Genomic DNA, 16,718 nt, shown 5'->3' with positions numbered 1-16,718 from the left:
CGACTTAGCTCCACACAGCCGAGGACTCGACCTTCGGCGAATTGCTGCGACCCACACCCACGCGCGAATGTTGAGCTGCATAGGCCGAGTACTCCTGGTAGGTCGCCGCACTCTGCCGAACCGAGTTCGCAACGATGCCGAGCACTTCAGCACCAACCGTTCGAAGCGCATCCACGGACGCCTTAAGTTGCTCTTCTTTTGTTTTACCGACATGCGCTACCACCAACGCGCCGCGAGTGGCCTTCGCGATGAGCGTGGCATCGGTGACGGGCAGCAGCGGTGGCGAGTCGAACACCACGGTCATACCAGCGCGATTGAGCGTTGCGACGACTTCGGTCAGGCGAGTGGATCCCAGAAGTTCACTGGGGTTGGGCGGAATAGGTCCGGCCGTGAGCACGTAGAGCCCCAGGTCGTCACGCCATCGCTGGAGTGCGTTTCCGACCGGTACATCGCCGAGCAGTACGTTGGTCAGTCCGATCCCGGCCGGGATGGCGAACGCTTCAGCGATTCGCGGTTTTCTCAGATCACCGTCGATCAGGACGACATCGGTTCCCGCCTCGGCCAGAGTGAGCGCGAGCCGAGAAGCGACGGTGGTCTTACCTTCGCCGGGAAGTGAGCCGGTGACGACGAAGCTGTCCACACGACCGTCGATCGACAGGAATCGAATGTTGGTGCGCAGGTGTCTGAACTCCTCCGGCAACCCGGCACCCTGGTTATAGGCCGCTACCGAGCTGGAGTCCAGCACGGCGCATCGCGGAATCGCGGCAAGCACCGGAGCGCTAGCGATCTCCCCTGCGGCGGCCGCAGACCGAATCGTGCGGTCGAGTACTTGAGCCATCACTGCATAGGCGAACCCGATGGCCAAGCCCAGAGCCAGACCAACGGCCAGGTTCAGCGTAATATTGGGTGAGATAGGAGCGGTGGGCGCTGACGCGTACCTCGTGACCGAGACCTTCACCGGCGACACCCGCTGGCCAGGTTGAGTTTCGATGTTGTCCACGACTCGCGGAAACTGCTTGGCGATCAGGTTCGCGATATCGGCCGCTCGACGCGGCGACGGGTCTTGGACCGTAATGTCGAGCAGAACGGTGTCGGCGGGGGGCACGGTAGTGACGTTTTCGCTAAGTTGCGCCGTGCTGTACGGAAGCTTGAGCGTCTTGATGACGGGCTCGAGCACAGCCGGACTACTGACGATATCCGAGTACGACTTCACTCGCTGTTGGGTGAACGTACCCGCTTGCGCCAACGCCGTCAGGTCGCTGTCGCCCGAGCCGGTCGATATAAACAGTTGGACATTGGCCGCATAGATGGGCTCTTGTAGACGCGAGTAGCCAGCAGCACATGCCATTGAGATCGCCGCGCATATCAAGAGGGCGACCCACCGTGCGCGAACAGCCCGCAAGTATCCGACTAAGGTCACAGCTACTCCACGTTAGAGAGTCGAGCAATACCAGACTTCATGCCGGCCCTGGGTCGAGCAACAGTAACCATCGATCGGGCGCGCGTGTCAAACCACTCCATTGGCCCCAAATAGTGGTCATATTACGAACCGCGCAGCATATCAAGGATCGTCGTCACTCAATTCACTTTAGTGTACGGCGTTATGGCGCGGGAATGCACCTTTTCCGTCTGGCACTCAGCGCCGATCGGGTGCCCGGACCGCGATCTTGGGTCGAACTCTTCGCCCGGAAGTCCGAGTCGCCTGCGGCCAGCAGAATCTACCTACACAGAACTCCATGTATTGTCCGACTCCGTGCGCCCTGGCGAGCCAGGGCAGTGATGAATGGCATCAGACGATGGATGGTTCACATGCGAACGAATGGAATGCTGCCGATTTCGGTCATCATCATGACCAAGAACGAGGAGCGCGTCATCTCGCGAACATTGAATAGCGTCCGTGATTTCGGACAGGTATTTGTAGTAGACAGTGGAAGCACAGACCGAACGGTAGAGATCGCGCACGACGCAGGAGCAGTCGTCCTCGACTACCGCTGGAACGGACGATATCCGAAAAAGAAGGAATGGTCTTTACTGAACCTGCCGTTCGAGTACGACTGGGTGCTCTACCTCGATGCAGACGAGGCAGTAGAAGGTGACCTGGTAGCCGAACTCAAGCGCAGGTTCGCCGCGCCGGCGAGGGTGCCATTCGCAGCGTTCGATGTCGACCTGCGGTATCACTTCCTGCGCCGCGAGCTGCGCTACGGCCACAGAGTGACCAAACGTGTGCTCGTGAACCGACATCTGACTACCTGGCCTCGTGTGGACGACCTCGGCATCTCCACGATGTGGGAAGTAGAGGGTCACTACCAGCCCCAAGTTGACGGCCCGGTCGGCAAGTTGAGTGCCAAGTTCACACATGACGATCGAGACCCCTTGTATGACTATTTCGCTCGCCACAACCGGTACAGCGATTGGGAGGCGCACCTGAAAGCGCGGAGCACAACTCCAGCGGGCGGAGATCCGAATCAACACCGTAGCCGAGGCGGGCAAATCTTTGCACGGATTCCCGCGAAGCCACTTGTGTTCTTTATTTACTCGTATCTACTGCGACTAGGCTTCCTGGATGGTTTCGCCGGACTGCATTACGCAGTCGCGCACTCGTTCTATTTCTGGCAGATCGACCTCAAGGCGCGCGAATTGACCGCAGCACGTCATGCGCACAGGTGAGAACTTTCTAACGCCGCGCACAATACTGACGGGCGCTCGCACTTGCAGGGTGCGAGACCGTTACGGCTCCAAGGCCTGCACTCGAAGGCTAGGAGTCGTGACATCTATGACTGAAAGTACGACCGCGAGAAACCCCATTATCGAGGAGTGCGTTTTAGGGTTCGTCGCGTCCACTGCCAGAAAGTGCGACGCGACGCCTGCGCTCGGTGAATGAACCCCTCGGTGGGGATCGGCCTGGGGACAGCGCGCTTCGCAGATGTGGGGGGTAGTTCGAATGTCGGTTTTGCTGCGGGGGCGGATATCGAGGTTTGCTCGGGGCCACTGTCCGGTGGTCGTCGCATGATCATTCAAGGCGCGTCAGCAGCCGATATCTCGGAGGCCGTTGCTGACCTTCCGGCCCAGGCCGGCGATCGCTCGGTGGGAACAGCCGACCGGACGATAGAGCTGAGCCAGCTCCGGATGGAGGCCGAGGAAGGTAAGCGCGGCGGGAGCGCGGGTTGGGAGCGGCAATACGTCTGGCGCTTGCTTTTCATCGATCTTCAGGTGGGCTTCGCCGCGGGTTTGGCTGCCTACCTGCTGCGATTCGGTCAAGTACCTGGAGCCAACTGGACCTATCTAACGGCGGCCGCCGCGTTGCCGTTCGGTTGGGTGATGTTACTCGCGGCAAACCGCGCCTATGAGGCGCGCTACCTCTTTGTCGGCGGAGATGAGTCGCGCCGGGTCGTCAATGCGGCATTCGGGCTCACTGCCGGCATCGCGGTACTCGCCTACAGCGCAAACGCAGAATTCGCCCGCGGTTACGTCATTCTCTCGATGCCGCTGTTGCTAGCTATGGATCTGCTGGCTCGGTACCTACTACGCGTCTCCCTCAATAGGCAGCGGCGGCGGGGCTCCTGCATGCACCGTGCAATTGTCCTCGGTTATGAACAGCAGATCGTGGGGTTCGCACGACAATTGGAACGCGAGACCTACCACGGCATGCGAGTGGTCGGAGCCTGTCTACCGCGCACTCAGGCGAATGCAGTGAGCCCGCAGTTCGCGGTGCCGGTGTACGGAAGTTTCGACGACGCGGTGAAAGCGATTCGCGAATCTGCGGCCGATACGCTGATCGTGCTTCCCTGCCAGGACATGGATCCGTCCGCTGTGCGTGCACTGTCATGGGACTTGGAGGGCACCGGCGTGGACCTGGTCCTCGCGAACGCGTTGATGGACGTCACCGGCCCTCGTACGAGCATTCGGCCAGTTGATGGACTTCCCTTGCTCCACGTCGAGCCAGCAGCTCTTTCCGGAGCACGCCGAGTTGTCAAACGTGCTTTCGACATCGTGTTGGCTGGGGTCCTACTCGCGGTGCTGTCGCCGCTGTTGATACTTGTGGGCGCGGCCGTGCGGCTGACTAGTCGGGGACCAGCCACGTTCGTGCAGACCCGGGTGGGTAAGGGCGGCAAGGAATTTCGGCTGTACAAGTTCCGCTCGATGTATGTCGACTCGGAGCAACGGCTCTCGGAACTGCAACACAAGAACGAGCACAGCGGTGTGTTGTTCAAGATCAAGGACGACCCGCGCATCACGAAGATCGGCAAGTACCTTCGACGGCTGTCGATTGATGAGCTGCCCCAGCTGCTCAACGTCATCAAAGGAGACATGAGCCTGGTCGGGCCGCGCCCACCGCTGCCGAAAGAGGTCGCCCAGTACGCAAACGACGTGCGTCGACGACTCGCCGTTATCCCGGGGCTGACCGGGTTGTGGCAAGTCAGTGGACGTTCGAACCTCTCATGGGAAGACTCGGTACGGCTGGACCTTCGATATGTGGAAAACTGGTCACTGAGCTTCGACCTGGTAATTCTGTTCCGAACAATCGCCGCTGTGGTGCGCTCCTCCGGGGCCTACTGATAGGTAGGGAAGTTCTGGGAACTCGACGTTCGAAGCTCGCCAGACATCGCGCTGTCCGGCCACTCTGGTCGGCATGAACAAGTTGACTAGCAAGGCGGCGTTGGTGACGGGTGGATTGCGGGGAATCGGGGCGGCTATCGCCCGTCGGCTTTCGGAGTGCGGTGCTGATGTTGGGATGACCTACGTGCAGGGGCGGGACCAGGCCGACGCGGTGGCGTGTGGCATCAGGGACGCCGGGCGGCGGGCGATCGCGATCAAGGCTGACGGGCGGAACGTCGACGAGGTGACGGCTGCCGTCGACCAGACTGCCGAGATGTTCGGCCGTCTGAACATCGTTTGCCAGCGTGGTGCGGGAGCCGGGTGGGGTGCTGGTAGTCATCGGCGGAAGTATCGCAGCGGCTGTGGCGGGCCAGGACGTGCGGAAGCCCGGGGCGCAGGCTGCGCCCCGGGCCTCGTGCTGCCGAAGATTCAGCTGCAGGGGTTGTAGTCCCAGCAGTCGTTGTAGCGCTTCTTGTGGTGGCGACGGCGCCGCGGCTTGCACTCGTCGTACGAGTAGTCGTTGCAGTTGTCGTACGAGTTGTCGTAGCGGTGGCTCATGTCGTCCATCCTCCAAGTGCGAGTTCGTGTTCCTGCGGTGCCAATAGGTTCCCGCGGAACAGGGCGGCGCTCGATCGGCGAGACAACGGCCCCGACGTTCGCTTGCGAACACTGCAACCGAACGGAAGCCCGGTCCCCTTGTAGGGGTGGAATCGACCACCGGGCGGAGGAAACACCGTGCCTGATCAGCGAGACGCGGAGTACCTCGAGTACGTCCGATCCGCTGTGCCGAAGCTGCGCCGGCTCGCGTTCGTTCTGACCCAGGACGCGCACCGCGGCGACGACCTCGTGCAGAACACGCTGTTGAAGCTGTTCACGCGGTGGGGACGGGCGCGGCGGGTCGAGGACCTGGACGCCTATGCCCGCAAGATCCTGGTGCGGATGTTCCTCAGCGACAGGCGCACCGGCTGGGCTCAGCGTGTTCAGCTTTTTGATGACGTCCCAGAGCGTCCACAGCCGGAGTCCGATCCGTCGACTCGGATGGTGTTGAGCGACGCCCTGGCGACCCTGCCGCCCAAACAACGCGCGACCCTTGTCCTCCGGTTCTATGCCGATCTTTCGGTGGAACAGGCTGCGACCGCGCTCGGCTGCCCGGTCGGGACCGTGAAGAGTCACACCGCGCGAGGCCTGGCTGCGCTCCGACGCGCCCTTCCCGATGACGCCTCGAACCAGGCGAGGAGCTGACCATGGACGACGCTACGGTTCGGGACGTTCTTACCGACATCGCCGGCAAGACTCCCGCCTACACCAACCTCGACGCTGATCTTCTGTACCGCTACGCCGTTCGCAGGAGGCAGCAGCGCCGGGCGATGGCCAGCGCGGCTGCACTCGTCGCCTTGATTGTCGTCGCCGTGGCTGTTGCTGTTGGAACGAAGGAGCGGCCGACGCCGGTGGCCGGGTTGCAGGTGGTGCCCAGCGAATTCGATCCGCTGGAGCAACGGTTGGAGGTCGGCTGGCTGCCTCAGCGTGGTACGACGACGACACGTGAGGCCAGCCACGATCTGGAGCTGCTCAGCGTTTCGGCGACCGGGGCGAAGTACGAGATCCAGGTCTATTTGGCTCCGGCGGGGAAGTCGATTCCGGCGCGGTTGCAGTCGACGAAAGGCAATTGGGTCGACGGCCCGGACATCAACGGGGCTCCCTCTCGTTGGTACCCGAGCTCGCGGACAGACGTCGGCACCGGCGGCCGACTGATATGGGACTGGGGAAAAAATGCCCAAGCCGCAGTCGACGTCTCACTCGGCGACGATCAGAAGGACGTGGCCGTGAAGATCGCGCGGAGCGTTCGGGCCGATCGGATCGCGGCGGTGCGGATGCCGTTCCAGGTGACTACGCCGCGCGGTGTGTCGGTGTGTGGAACCCGCGTCACCGAGAATCGATCCGGGGCCGCGCCGGACAAATTCTCGTACGGCGCTGAGCTCAATTACTGCGTCGATAACGGGCCCACGATGGAGATCCAGGGGAGGACGGTGCCCGGCACCTCGTTCGGGCTGCAGATCGTTCCTATGTGGCCGGCTCGGGTTTCGTTCACGGGCCGGGAGACGGTAGCGGGCAAGCCCGCCGATGTGTTCGCTGCCGATCGCGTGATGACCGTGCGGTTCAAGCCTTATGACGACGCGATCGTCGAGTTCCAGGCGCGGTCTATGGCGGAGGAGAAGGCGACGTCGCCGGAACAGCTCAAGCAGTTGGTGTTCGATCTAGCGGAAAGCTTCGAGAGGGTTGGCGACGCGCTGAAGCCGGACACTTGGTCTGCGCATCCGGTGAACTAGGTACCGAGTAGTTCCGGCGCGAAGACTTCCTCGACGGTCCAGCGGCGGGCCGACAAGCCCTGCTCGAAGTGGTAGCGCAGGAAAGCGTCCAGCGCCTTGTGGTTCGCAGCCACGCCGTACGGCCACCAGTCGTGCGGCAACAGCTGCTCGTTGGCCTCGAAGAGGGCGTTGGTCCAGGGCAGCATGTGGTGCACCTGGAAGAGCCGCCGGCTCTGCCGGTACTGGTCGGCGGCGATGTCCTTTGCCTCGAGGAAGGCGTCGTAGACGGCTCGCGCCAAGCCGGCATCCACGTCTTTCGGCGCGGCGATGGCGTGCATCATGGGGAAGATGCCCGTGCGTCGGTAGTAATCGCGCTCGACGGATTCGTAGTTCGGGAACAGCCGCCGGATGGCCGGTGAGCCGTCGAGGACTGGCTGCGGCACGTTCGCCGTGAACAGGGCGTCGATCTCGCCTGATTCCAGCATGCCGCTGAGCGTTTTGCCTTCCGGTACGGCGGTCAGCTCGACGTCGTCCGGATGCGGATGAGACGTGAATTCGAACGGCGGTGCAGGGTGCTCGAGACCGCCGATGACCCAGCGGTTCAATTCCGGCTGAAAGCCGTATTCGTCCATCAGGATGCCCTTGGCCCAGACTCCCGAGTCCTGGCCGTAGACGCCGAACTCGCCGATCGTCTTGCCGACCAGGTCGCTGGGGTGGGTGATGCCGCTGTCGGCGTGCACGAAGACGCAGGAGTGCCGGAAGACGCGGTTCGGGAAGATCGGGAGCGCGGTGAAGGGGGCGCCCTGGTCGAGGCTGCGGAGGTAGAAGGTGAGGCCGAATTCGGCTAGGTCGACTTCGCCGCCGATGAGGCTGCGGTAGATGTCCGGCAGTGTGGGGGCGGTGGTGACGTCGACGCCGTCAATCGGAACCGAGCCGTCGAACAGGGCGCGCGTCGTGTCGTAGGTGGTGACGGAGAGCTTCATGCCTTCGAGCCTTCGCCCGGGCGGGGGTGTGCGTCCAAGTCCTATCGGTGGGCTTCGATTCATTTTGGGTATGGGGCCCTGGTGGACTTGCGGTTGCTGCGGTACTTCCTGGCTGTGGTCGAGGAGCGGCACCTCGGACGCGCGGCGGCTCGGCTGCACATGACGCAGCCGCCGTTGAGCCGGGCGATCCGGCAGCTCGAGGACGATCTCGGTGCGACGTTGCTCGATCGCACGCCCCGTGGGGTGTCGCCGACCGCGGCCGGTGAGGCGCTGTATCGCGAGGGCCGGGCGTTGGCGGAGCACGTCGATCGGGTGCGGGTGGCCGTGCGTGACGCAGCTGGGGAGGCGACGCTGGCGATCGGCACGCTCGCCGACGCTGCCGAAGGAGTGAGCGGCCAGTTGGTGGCGGCGTTCCGGCAGCAGCATCCGCGGGTAGCGGTCACCGTCCACGAGGCGGATCTCAGTGACCCGACAGCGGGACTACGGGCGGGACTGGTGGACGTGGCCTTCACTCGGACGCCGTTCGATGACGCCGGGCTGCGCACGTACGGTCTCGGGTCCGAGCCGCTCGGGGTGGTCGTGCGGGCGGATGACTCGCTCGTGGGTCGGCCTTCGGTGTCCGAGTCGGATCTGGCGGGGCGCTCGTGGGTGCGGTTGCCGGACGGCACCGACCCGCTGTGGACGGCTTACTGGACCGGGCCGTCGGAGGCCGGTGGGCCCGCTCTGCGGACGATCCAGGAGTGCCTGCAGTCGGTGCTGTGGAACGGGACGACGGCGTTCGCGCCGCTCGATCAGCCGTTGCCGGACGGGCTGGTCACGATCGCGGTGAGGGATCGGCCGGCGTCTCGGGTTGTGTTGGCGTGGCGGGGGGATCGGGTGACGCCGCTGGTCCGGTCGTTCGTTCGGATTGCCGCAGGCTCGGTGCGCGGGTGACACAGCGAGGCCCGGAACGCGTGCGCTCGCGTTCCGGGCCTGTGTGCTTTGAGGTCAGTTGCAGGGGTTGTAGTCCCAGCAGTCGTTGTAGCGCTTCTTGTGGTGGCGACGGCGCCGCGGCTTGCACTCGTTGTAGTCCCAGTCGTTGCCCTGGTCGTAGTCGTAGCAGCCGCTCATGTCGCCGATCCTCCAAGTTTTGGTTGGGGTGTATTCCCCTTGTGGCAATAGCTTCGCGCTTCACAGGGCCGCGCTCGTTCGGCGTGATGACGGCAGAAACGTTCGGTTGCGAACACTGTGGTCAGTCGACGCGCACCCCGGCGTAAGGCCCTATGCCGTTCGGCCGATACCGAACGGGTGTTCGTCGAAATAGGGTCGTAGGCATGGAAACCGTGATCGATCGGCTCGCCGCCGCCGTCGAGGAAGCGCTGGGTGAGGGCCTCACCAGCTACTCCGACGCGGCGCTGCTCGACCGGTTCACGGCCCTGCATCGGATAGCGCGGAAGGTCGGTGCGTTGACCGTAGAAGCCGCGGGGGCGATCAATCAGCGCGGCGCCGCGGACCACGACGGGGCGACGTCGACGGTGGCGTGGATCAAAGGTAGCTGCCACGAATCGCACGCGTTTGCGGCGGACATCATGCAGGCCGCGAAGCTCGGCGCGGATCACCCGGCTTATGGGGAGGCGATGCAGGCGGGGACATGGTCGATGGCGCAGGTCAAGATCGCCTGCCGCCTGGCGAAGAAGGTCGGCTCCCAGCACGCCAGTGCGGCTTTGGACGCGTTGCTCAGCCACGCGGTAGGGATGAGCCCCGCCGACACCCGGCAGGTCGCACTCCGCCTGCAGGAACTGCTGTGCTCAGAGCAGGACGAGAAGCCCAAGCCGCGGGACAAGACCGAACGCAACCTGTTCGTTTCGGCGACCTTCGAAGGCAAGGGCGTCATCCAAGGCGACCTCACCGCCGAAACCACGGCGAAGTTCCTGACCATCCACAACGCCCTCAACGGCATTCCCGACGCCGAAGACGATCGCGTCCCGGCCGAACGCCGCCACGACACCCTCGACGAAGTCCTGGACTTCGGGCTGAGCCACATGGACCTCCCCATGGTGGCCGGTGAGCGGCCGCATATCGGTGCGATCGTGCATGCGTCCGATTTGCAAACACCTGTGCCCGGCGGCAAGGCCCGTCCGAAGGCGCGGCGCTTCGACGGCGACGACAGCCTGGCCGCGCTGTACGCCTACCTGGACGACAACGTGCCACTGATCATGCCGGACTGGGTCGACGACCCGCAGGGCTGGGCGGCCGATGCCAGTCTCGACTGGGACTTGATGCTCGCGGTTTGGGCCGACGACGCCGACTATGAGAACGCGCCGCGCAGTAGCGGTGCGGCGCGGACCAGCGCCGAATCGGCGCCCCAGCCGACCCCGGTCGTCGGCTTCGTGCCGCCCGAAGATTTCGGCGCCATCCCCGACGCGCCACTGCCGCACTTCACGCCCGTGCACACCGGACCTCAGACGTTGAGCGAGCGGCTAAACAGTGCTTACGGCAATGGATATCACCGCTCGCGGTTGCCGGTGCCTGGCGCGGGTGGAGTCACCGATTGGGGTGGGCATCTGCCGCTCGATGCGCTTCGGCGCATGTCCTGTGACGCGGGCATCCATCGGGTGGTCTTCGCCCCGGGCGATGTTCCCCTCAGCGCCGGTCGCCAGGTACGGCTGGTGCGGGCGTCTCAGCACCGGATCATGGTGGCCCGGGACGGTGGGTGCCGGTTCCCTGGTTGTGATCGGCCGGCGGCCTGGACGCAGGCTCACCACGTTATCCACTGGGCGGACGGTGGCCCGACCGATGTGGACAATATGGTGCTTTTGTGCGGCCACCACCATCGCCGGGTTCATGAAGATGGCTGGGGCCTGGAGTTCGATGGCTGCACTCTCATCGTGTACCGCCCCGACGGCACCGTTCTTGATTACGACCGCCATGTGTCTACGGAGCGGCGGTCCGGCGGGCCGCCCTGATCAGGCCCCGTCAGATACAGAGGGACCCGGAACGCGGTATGCGCTCCGGGTCCTCGTGCTGCCTAAGTGTCAGCTGCAGGGGTTGTAGTCCCAGCAGTCGTTGTAGCGCTTCTTGTGGTGGCGGCGACGGCGGGGCTTGCACTCGTCGTACGAGTAGTCGTTGCAGTTGTCGTACGAGTAGTCGTAGCAGCCGCTCATGTCGTCCAGCCTCCTGGTGAAGTTCGGTGTGCCACTACTTTCGCGTGGAACCGGTGGGCCCTCGATCGCCGCGATGACGCCGTGAACGTTCGGTTCCGAACACTCAGCCGGCCCGGAAGACCAGGGCGCGACCGGCCAGGGCGTCCAGCGCCCACCGCAATACCTCGGCAGCCACCTCGGCCGGTGAGAGCCTGGACGTATCCAGGACCGGGATCTTCCACGGATCCGAGAGCCGGCGAGACCACTTCATCTCCTCCCAGCCGCCCTCGGTGATCACCTCCCGTAGAGACATCGGATCGACGGCGTGCTCACGCATCCACGCAGCGAACCCGATATGCCGAACGAGCTGCTCGGGCGGCACGCCCCCACGCCCCCGAAGGCGCGCAACCTGCACGTCCTCGGACGCGTCGAGCAGAAGGATCGCGATGTCGATCTCACGCGCCGACGGCACCGCGACCATCTCCCCCGGCGCAACCGGGTCTCCCGCCAACAGCAGATGCCGCCCCGACGACGCCAGCACCCGTGCTCGCTGAGCAGCGAGCTCAGCCGCTTGCTGACGCCAACGAACGGTCGGGTGCGGCGGAAGCGGCGAGAACGCGGTCAGCTCGGCGGACTCCACCGACGGAGCTAACGCATCCTGGATCGCTCGGCGCGCCGTGGACTTGCCGACGCCGCTCGATCCGGTGACAAGTAGGAGCATTACGCTCGCCGCCGCCCCGAGCCGAAGCGACGTCGCCGCAACCGACTCACGACACGGCGACGATCCGCCCTGGCACGGCTGGGGCGCCGACTGGGCAACGGCGCTGACCACACCGCCAATTCGCGAGCACGCTGGGCCGCTAACGCAGCCGTCTGCTGGCGCCAACGGACGTCAAGAACGAACACGAACAGAACCCTTCGTCAGCGGAGGGCGCGGCTGATCACCGCCCCACGTCGCCGGCCGCGGGCGTTGCCTCGAATGGCCGGCGGGTTAGCTGAGTCGCCAGGGGTTCGTGCTCGTCATGTCCGCCACGCTAGGCGACTCCACGCGTGAAGTCGCACCGATTTCTTGCGCGCCGAGCTCGACGACGCTCCGCTCAACTACGTGCGATATCAGCGGCGCTATCTGGGATGGGGCGTCTTCGCGTTGAAGCGCCGTTGACGCGCTGAAGCCCGGAGCGCGCACCGCGCTCCGGGCTTCGAACAACTCTCAGCTGCAGGGGTTGTAGTCCCAGCAGTCGTTGTAGCGCTTCTTGTGGTGCCGGCGACGCCGCGGCTTGCACTCGTCGTACGAGTAGTCGTTGCAGTCGTACGAGTAGTCGTAGCAGCCGCTCATGTCGTCCAGCCTCCTGAAGTTTGTGTTCCCTGCTGTGCCAATAGCTTCGCCTGGATCGACGTCGGGTTCGTTCCGCGGCGAAACAGCAGGAACGTTCGCTTCGCTACACAGGGACGCCGTCTTCGCAGTAGAGGCTGCCGCCCGTCGCATGGGCGGTGAGGGCGGCGCGGATGCGGCGCGCCAGCAGCGGCGAGGCGCGGGCCTCGGCCTCCTCGGGCGAGCACCAGGCCCAGCTGCGGAGCTCCTCCGGCGGGAGATGGATCGCAGCGGTGTTCAGTTCGCCGCCGGTGAAGAGGAACATGACGCCCTCGGTGCGGGTGTCGCGCGGCGGCACCCAGTCGACGATCAGTAGGCGGCCGGGAGTAATGGTCAGGCCTAGTTCCTCTCCCACCTCGCGGATCGCGGCGGCGCGAGGGGATTCGTTGAGTTCGACGGTGCCGCCCGGGACCTCCCAGTCCGGTTTGTACACCGGCTCGACCAGTAGGACCGTGTCGTCGTCGCGGGTGAAGAGGACGCCGGATGCGGAGCGTTTGGTGGGCAGGGTCGAGTAGTCGAAAGCCACGCAACGGCACGCTAGTCCGGGCCCCCGTGACGCTCGTAGGGCCCTGCAAGCCGGGCCGAGGGTCAGGGCTAAGTTGTGGCGCCGGTACCTGAAATAGGGCGCTGTGCGGTCGGCCTGCGTTATGTAGCCCCCCAAAAGACCCCTACTGCTTAGGTGTATCCGGATGGCACTGTGTGTGGTCGAGGGGGAACTGACTGTTGATTCGTGAACGTGGGCATGGCGGCAGCGTCGCCGGCGTGTTTCTTCTGGTGTTGCTCACCATTGTGGGGTTCTGGCTGGTTGGGAAGGCCAAGGACGAGCGTCGGAATGGCGGTGTTCCCCATGTCCAGGCGGAGCCCCTGTGGGCGAAGCGGGGCGCCGAGTTGGTGCCGGGGTGTAAGGACGCGCTGGTACCGGGGCATCCGTTGCCTGGCGACGTCACCGGCGATGGGACGTTCGAGTACTTGGTGACGCTCCACTGTGGCGGTGCGGACGGCGCCGACAACGTTCTGGTGATGGACGACTGGGACCCGGGCAGTGCACACCTCCTCGGCACGGTGACTGGTCATTTGCCGGTGCATCTTCAGCGGGGCGGGTGCGTTCATCCGGACGGGCGGGTCGTCACTGTGGTCGGTCGCGCGCTCGCCGATGGGGATCCTGCCGATCGGCCCAGCATCGTCGTCGAGCAGACGGCTACGTGGAACGGCAGCTCGTTCACGTTCGGTGCCGTGAAGCAGACGCGTGCTGCGTCACCCGGTTACGGGTCGGCGTTGCCTGGCTGTCGCTAGCGGAGATGGTTGATCGCCCGTAGCGCCGCCTGTGGCGCTTAGCGGACGCGACAGGGCCCGGAGCGCATTCGCGTGCGCTCCGGGCCCTGACCTGCGTTATTCGGCTGTTCAGCTGCAGGGGTTGTAGTCCCAGCAGTCGTTGTAGCGCTTCTTGTGGTGCCGGCGACGGCGGGGCTTGCACTCGTCGTACGAGTAGTCGTTGCAGTTGTCGTACGAGTAGTCGTAGCAGCCGCTCATGTCGCCGATCCTCCAAGTTTTGGTTGGGGTGTGTTCCCCGTGTGCCAATAGCTTCGCGTGGATCGACGGATCGCTCGTTCAGCGCACGAACGGCCGGAATGTTCGTCTGCCAACACTGCAACCGTGTCTCAACCGCTGCTCCCGACCAGCGGTAGGTCGAACGGCACGGTGAGCAGGTGGTGGGAATGCTGTCCAGGTCGATCTCGCCGCGGTCGTGGCCGCGCTGGTGGAGGCGCGCGGTGCTGTTGGTCGCCCATGATCTGGTCGCGGGCCTGAGGTCGGTGTCGGACAGCATCGAGTTCGGTACCTCGCTCGTGAGCTTCACGCGGTCGGATCCGACCGCCTGAAGGCCGTCGTGGCGAAGAACGGAGTGGCGGAGACGGTCGCCACGTCGTGGGAGACCCGCGACGAGGTGCGGCGCAGGCGATCGCGCAGCACGGCCTTTCTGTCGGTGCTCGGTCCTAGCCTGCGGGAGTGGATTCGCAGCCGGTACGTGACGCTTATTCGACCGCCTCGGAGCGGTACATCGGGATGTTCGACGGTGGTGGTTGGCAGGATCGGAAGGAGGACACCGATCTTGTCCAGCGGTACCTGACCGGGCTGTCCGGGCCGGTGCTGGACCTCGGGTGCGGGCCCGGTCACTGGACCGCCTACCTGCACTCCCTAGGGGCTCAGGTGACAGGTGTCGACATGGTTCCCGAGTTCATCGCGCACGCCCGGGCGACGCATCCCGGCCCGGAGTTCCGGCTCGGCACCATGACCGAGGTCGATGTGCCGGAGCATTCCGTGGCGGGCATTCTCTCCTGGTACTCGACCATCCACCTGCCGCCTGCGGAGCTCGACCGAGTGCTCGTTGAGTTCCGTCGGCTGGTGCAACCCTCCGGTGCGCTCGTCATCGGCTTCTTCGACAGCGACGACGAGGTGGCGAGTTTCGACCATGCGGTCGTAACCGCGTACCGCTGGCCCGTCGACGTCTTTGCTGAGCGCCTGGCGGGGGCGGGGTTCGTCGAGGTGGAGCGCCTGCAGCACCAGTTCCCGGAACGCCCGGATCGCAAGTACGCCGCTATCGCGGCACGAGCGGTCTGACGTTGTGCTGCTGCCTGGGCCGATTTGGCCCAGGCACGAGATCGGTGTTGTGCCGATGATCGTGGCATGAGTCAGCTCTATCTCGCCCAGCCCGACCAACAGCAGCAACTCGAATGGCTCAACGGCGGCACGCTCGGCATGCTGCTCGACGGCAAGGCCAGCGACGGCCAACTGATGATCGGTCGCTTCGACGTCTCCGAGGGTGAGGCGCCGCCGTTCCACATGCACACCCGGGAAGACGAGGTGTTCCTGCTGCTCAAGGGCGCGGCGCTCGTCTGGTACGGCGACGAGGAGTACGAACTCGCCGAGGGCGGGATCGTGTTCCTTCCGAAGAACGTGCCGCACGCGTATCGCATCACGTCGAAGAAGGCTGACCTGTTGATGATCAACACGCCGGCCGGCATCGAAGGGATGTTCCGGGAGGCCGGGCGGGACAAGTCGACGCCGCGACCGGAAGGGTTCTCGATCAAGCCGGATCCCGCGGCGGCGGAGCGGTACGGCAGTGTGATCGTGGGGCCGCCGCGCTGATTCGCGTTGCTCGGCCGGTTCGGCCACCATTAGCGGGCTACGGCCGGCTCGAGCAGCGACAAGCTTCGCTCCTGCGCATCGAGGGCCACGCGGATTCCGACCGGCATCGGCAGATTCGGACCGGCGTGGCCGAACTCGACGTTTCCCAGGACCGGGATGTCACGGTCGCCGAGCACGTCGAGGACGATCTCAGCCAGCGTGGGCGACGCGTCGGGCCCTTCGAGTCCGGCGATCTCGTGCGGGATGCCGACGATCATGCCGACGATCCGGTCGAGGATGCCGGCGTGCCGAAGCACCTGCAGATAGGTCCACACGTACGAGGCCAGACCACCCATTTCTTCCCAGAACAGCACTGCGCCGTCGAACTGTTCGAGCGGCAGTGCGTAGCGCGTCGCCTGGACCAGCGCCAGGCGGTTGATGACCCCGCCGATCAGCGGACCCTCGGTCCGACCGGGACGCCATGACTCCCAGGACGGGCTGGCTGGCAGCGCACCGATCGGCTCGACGCTGGTCAGCAGCGTGGTGTAGAGCTTTTCCAGTTCTCTTCTGCCTGCTGCGGGCGCAGCCTGCCACGCCCCGCCGAGACCGGGCGTGGCCAGGTCGGCGTGGAACCCGACCAAGCCCGTGCGGGCGTAGGGGACCAGATGCAACAGCGAGATGTCGCTGTAGCCCAGGATCGGTTTGGGGTCCGCGGTGATCGCCTCGACGTCGATCAGGTCGAGGTAACCGAACACGGTCTGGCCGCCGTCGTGCGCGACGATCGCGCGGACCTCGGGATCACGCAGCAGGGCGTTGAGTTCCTCAGCGATCTCCGTCGGCCCCGCCGCGCTCCACCAGCGACGTCGCTCTGGCTGGAGTAGCGGTGCGAGACGCACCCGGAACCCCATCCGTTCGAGCACGGCCACCGCCCGTTCGAGGTCGGGCACGTATTTCGTGTCCAGCGGCCCGGACAGGGATGCGATGACGACGAGATCTCCGGGCGTGAGCGCGTGAGGTCGCAGTAGATGATCGGGGATCACCGAGGCAGCATCCCCACGCCGCGGGCAACCCAGCTACGGATTTATGCGGGGCGGTTGCCTCTCGGCAACCGTCAGCCCGCCGACGGTGCGGAGCCTTGACGCCATACACCTGGCGACCGGTCTGCGACGTCGCAATCGCGGGCAGCTCACCTCGTTCGTCACGTACGACAAGCGGC

Annotated in this window: 21 protein-coding genes and 1 pseudogene; 12 read left to right on the top strand and 10 right to left on the bottom strand. The window is 65.0% G+C overall.

Features of this window, described 5'->3' with window-relative positions; genetic code table 11:
- Positions 1-4: 4 nt before the first annotated feature.
- A complete protein-coding gene (locus ACGFY5_RS38550; RefSeq protein ID WP_392728690.1) occupies positions 5-1,420 on the bottom strand; it encodes a polysaccharide biosynthesis tyrosine autokinase in 1,416 nt (471 codons plus the stop codon).
- A 428-nt stretch (positions 1,421-1,848) separates the two neighbouring features.
- Here ACGFY5_RS38550 and ACGFY5_RS38545 point away from each other — a divergent pair, with 428 nt between their 5' ends.
- The 3 genes from ACGFY5_RS38545 to ACGFY5_RS38535 all read left to right on the top strand — a co-directional run bounded on the left by ACGFY5_RS38545 (position 1,849) and on the right by ACGFY5_RS38535 (position 5,044).
- Positions 1,849-2,667, top strand: coding sequence for a glycosyltransferase family 2 protein (locus tag ACGFY5_RS38545; protein WP_392728688.1), 819 nt, complete (start codon positions 1,849-1,851; stop codon positions 2,665-2,667).
- A gap of 210 nt (positions 2,668-2,877) precedes the next feature.
- Entirely contained in the window at positions 2,878-4,557 is a 1,680-nt protein-coding gene (locus ACGFY5_RS38540) for a sugar transferase (protein WP_392728687.1), read from the top strand.
- Positions 4,558-4,630: 73 nt separating this feature from the next.
- A complete protein-coding gene (locus ACGFY5_RS38535) occupies positions 4,631-5,044 on the top strand; it encodes an SDR family NAD(P)-dependent oxidoreductase (protein WP_392728686.1) in 414 nt (137 codons plus the stop codon).
- Here ACGFY5_RS38535 and ACGFY5_RS38530 read toward each other — a convergent pair.
- Entirely contained in the window at positions 5,026-5,154 is a 129-nt protein-coding gene (locus tag ACGFY5_RS38530) for a hypothetical protein (protein WP_392728685.1), read from the bottom strand. The two genes, ACGFY5_RS38535 and ACGFY5_RS38530, sit on opposite strands and share 19 nt — an antisense overlap.
- A gap of 177 nt (positions 5,155-5,331) precedes the next feature.
- On the opposite strand from ACGFY5_RS38530, the gene ACGFY5_RS38525 reads away from it, so the two are divergent.
- A complete protein-coding gene (locus ACGFY5_RS38525; RefSeq protein WP_392728682.1) occupies positions 5,332-5,838 on the top strand; it encodes a SigE family RNA polymerase sigma factor in 507 nt (168 codons plus the stop codon).
- Between the two features lie 2 nt (positions 5,839-5,840).
- Complete coding sequence (locus ACGFY5_RS38520) at positions 5,841-6,923, top strand: hypothetical protein (RefSeq protein WP_392728681.1); 1,083 nt, start codon at positions 5,841-5,843, stop codon at positions 6,921-6,923.
- Here ACGFY5_RS38520 and ACGFY5_RS38515 read toward each other — a convergent pair.
- Complete coding sequence (locus ACGFY5_RS38515; RefSeq protein WP_392728679.1) at positions 6,920-7,885, bottom strand: 4,5-dihydroxyphthalate decarboxylase; 966 nt, start codon at positions 7,883-7,885, stop codon at positions 6,920-6,922. The two genes, ACGFY5_RS38520 and ACGFY5_RS38515, sit on opposite strands and share 4 nt — an antisense overlap.
- Before the next feature lie 81 nt (positions 7,886-7,966).
- Here ACGFY5_RS38515 and ACGFY5_RS38510 point away from each other — a divergent pair, with 81 nt between their 5' ends.
- The gene (locus ACGFY5_RS38510; RefSeq protein WP_392728676.1) at positions 7,967-8,818 is read left to right on the top strand and encodes a LysR family transcriptional regulator; all 852 of its coding nucleotides are present in this window, start codon (positions 7,967-7,969) and stop codon (positions 8,816-8,818) included.
- Positions 8,819-8,872: 54 nt separating this feature from the next.
- Here ACGFY5_RS38510 and ACGFY5_RS38505 read toward each other — a convergent pair whose 3' ends face one another.
- Complete coding sequence (locus ACGFY5_RS38505; protein ID WP_392728675.1) at positions 8,873-8,995, bottom strand: hypothetical protein; 123 nt, start codon at positions 8,993-8,995, stop codon at positions 8,873-8,875.
- Positions 8,996-9,198: 203 nt separating this feature from the next.
- On the opposite strand from ACGFY5_RS38505, the gene ACGFY5_RS38500 reads away from it, so the two are divergent.
- Positions 9,199-10,830, top strand: a complete 1,632-nt coding sequence (locus ACGFY5_RS38500; RefSeq protein ID WP_392728672.1) for a DUF222 domain-containing protein — start codon at positions 9,199-9,201, stop codon at positions 10,828-10,830.
- A 69-nt stretch (positions 10,831-10,899) separates the two neighbouring features.
- Here the strand turns inward: ACGFY5_RS38500 and ACGFY5_RS38495 are convergent, their stop codons facing one another.
- Both ACGFY5_RS38495 and ACGFY5_RS38490 read right to left on the bottom strand, forming a co-directional pair.
- Positions 10,900-11,028 carry a hypothetical protein gene (locus ACGFY5_RS38495; protein WP_392728661.1) on the bottom strand — a complete coding sequence of 43 codons (129 nt, stop codon included), beginning with the start codon at positions 11,026-11,028 and terminating at the stop codon, positions 10,900-10,902.
- Between the two features lie 103 nt (positions 11,029-11,131).
- A complete protein-coding gene (locus ACGFY5_RS38490) occupies positions 11,132-11,728 on the bottom strand; it encodes a hypothetical protein (RefSeq protein WP_392728670.1) in 597 nt (198 codons plus the stop codon).
- A gap of 348 nt (positions 11,729-12,076) precedes the next feature.
- Between ACGFY5_RS38490 and ACGFY5_RS38485 the strand changes: the two are divergent.
- Positions 12,077-12,169 (top strand): annotated as a pseudogene (locus ACGFY5_RS38485) (SAM-dependent methyltransferase); the annotation flags it as partial.
- 48 nt (positions 12,170-12,217) lie between these two features.
- Here the strand turns inward: ACGFY5_RS38485 and ACGFY5_RS38480 are convergent.
- Complete coding sequence (locus tag ACGFY5_RS38480; RefSeq protein ID WP_392728668.1) at positions 12,218-12,343, bottom strand: hypothetical protein; 126 nt, start codon at positions 12,341-12,343, stop codon at positions 12,218-12,220.
- Between the two features lie 103 nt (positions 12,344-12,446).
- Positions 12,447-12,905: an NUDIX domain-containing protein gene (locus tag ACGFY5_RS38475; RefSeq protein WP_392728665.1), complete on the bottom strand. Its 459-nt coding sequence runs from the start codon at positions 12,903-12,905 to the stop codon at positions 12,447-12,449.
- A 236-nt stretch (positions 12,906-13,141) separates the two neighbouring features.
- On the opposite strand from ACGFY5_RS38475, the gene ACGFY5_RS38470 reads away from it, so the two are divergent.
- Positions 13,142-13,672: a hypothetical protein gene (locus ACGFY5_RS38470; RefSeq protein ID WP_392728663.1), complete on the top strand. Its 531-nt coding sequence runs from the start codon at positions 13,142-13,144 to the stop codon at positions 13,670-13,672.
- Between the two features lie 108 nt (positions 13,673-13,780).
- Here the strand turns inward: ACGFY5_RS38470 and ACGFY5_RS38465 are convergent, their stop codons facing one another.
- Entirely contained in the window at positions 13,781-13,909 is a 129-nt protein-coding gene (locus ACGFY5_RS38465) for a hypothetical protein (RefSeq protein ID WP_392728661.1), read from the bottom strand.
- Positions 13,910-14,094: 185 nt separating this feature from the next.
- Here ACGFY5_RS38465 and ACGFY5_RS38460 point away from each other — a divergent pair, with 185 nt between their 5' ends.
- The 3 genes from ACGFY5_RS38460 (at position 14,095) to ACGFY5_RS38450 (ending at position 15,523) form a co-directional block, all read left to right on the top strand.
- Positions 14,095-14,256 (top strand): hypothetical protein, encoded by a 162-nt coding sequence (locus ACGFY5_RS38460; RefSeq protein ID WP_392728660.1) that lies wholly within the window; start codon positions 14,095-14,097, stop codon positions 14,254-14,256.
- A 127-nt stretch (positions 14,257-14,383) separates the two neighbouring features.
- The gene (locus ACGFY5_RS38455) at positions 14,384-14,995 is read left to right on the top strand and encodes a class I SAM-dependent methyltransferase (RefSeq protein WP_392728658.1); all 612 of its coding nucleotides are present in this window, start codon (positions 14,384-14,386) and stop codon (positions 14,993-14,995) included.
- 66 nt (positions 14,996-15,061) lie between these two features.
- Complete coding sequence (locus tag ACGFY5_RS38450; RefSeq protein WP_392728655.1) at positions 15,062-15,523, top strand: cupin domain-containing protein; 462 nt, start codon at positions 15,062-15,064, stop codon at positions 15,521-15,523.
- 29 nt (positions 15,524-15,552) lie between these two features.
- Here ACGFY5_RS38450 and ACGFY5_RS38445 read toward each other — a convergent pair whose 3' ends face one another.
- The gene (locus ACGFY5_RS38445) at positions 15,553-16,542 is read right to left on the bottom strand and encodes an LD-carboxypeptidase (RefSeq protein ID WP_392728652.1); all 990 of its coding nucleotides are present in this window, start codon (positions 16,540-16,542) and stop codon (positions 15,553-15,555) included.
- Positions 16,543-16,718: the final 176 nt, after the last annotated feature.

This window comes from Cryptosporangium sp. NPDC048952 (assembly GCF_043197895.1).
Classification (GTDB): domain Bacteria; phylum Actinomycetota; class Actinomycetes; order Mycobacteriales; family Cryptosporangiaceae; genus Cryptosporangium.
The sequence above is the reverse complement of the archived record's forward strand: the minus strand, read 5'-3'. Positions and strand labels throughout refer to the sequence as shown.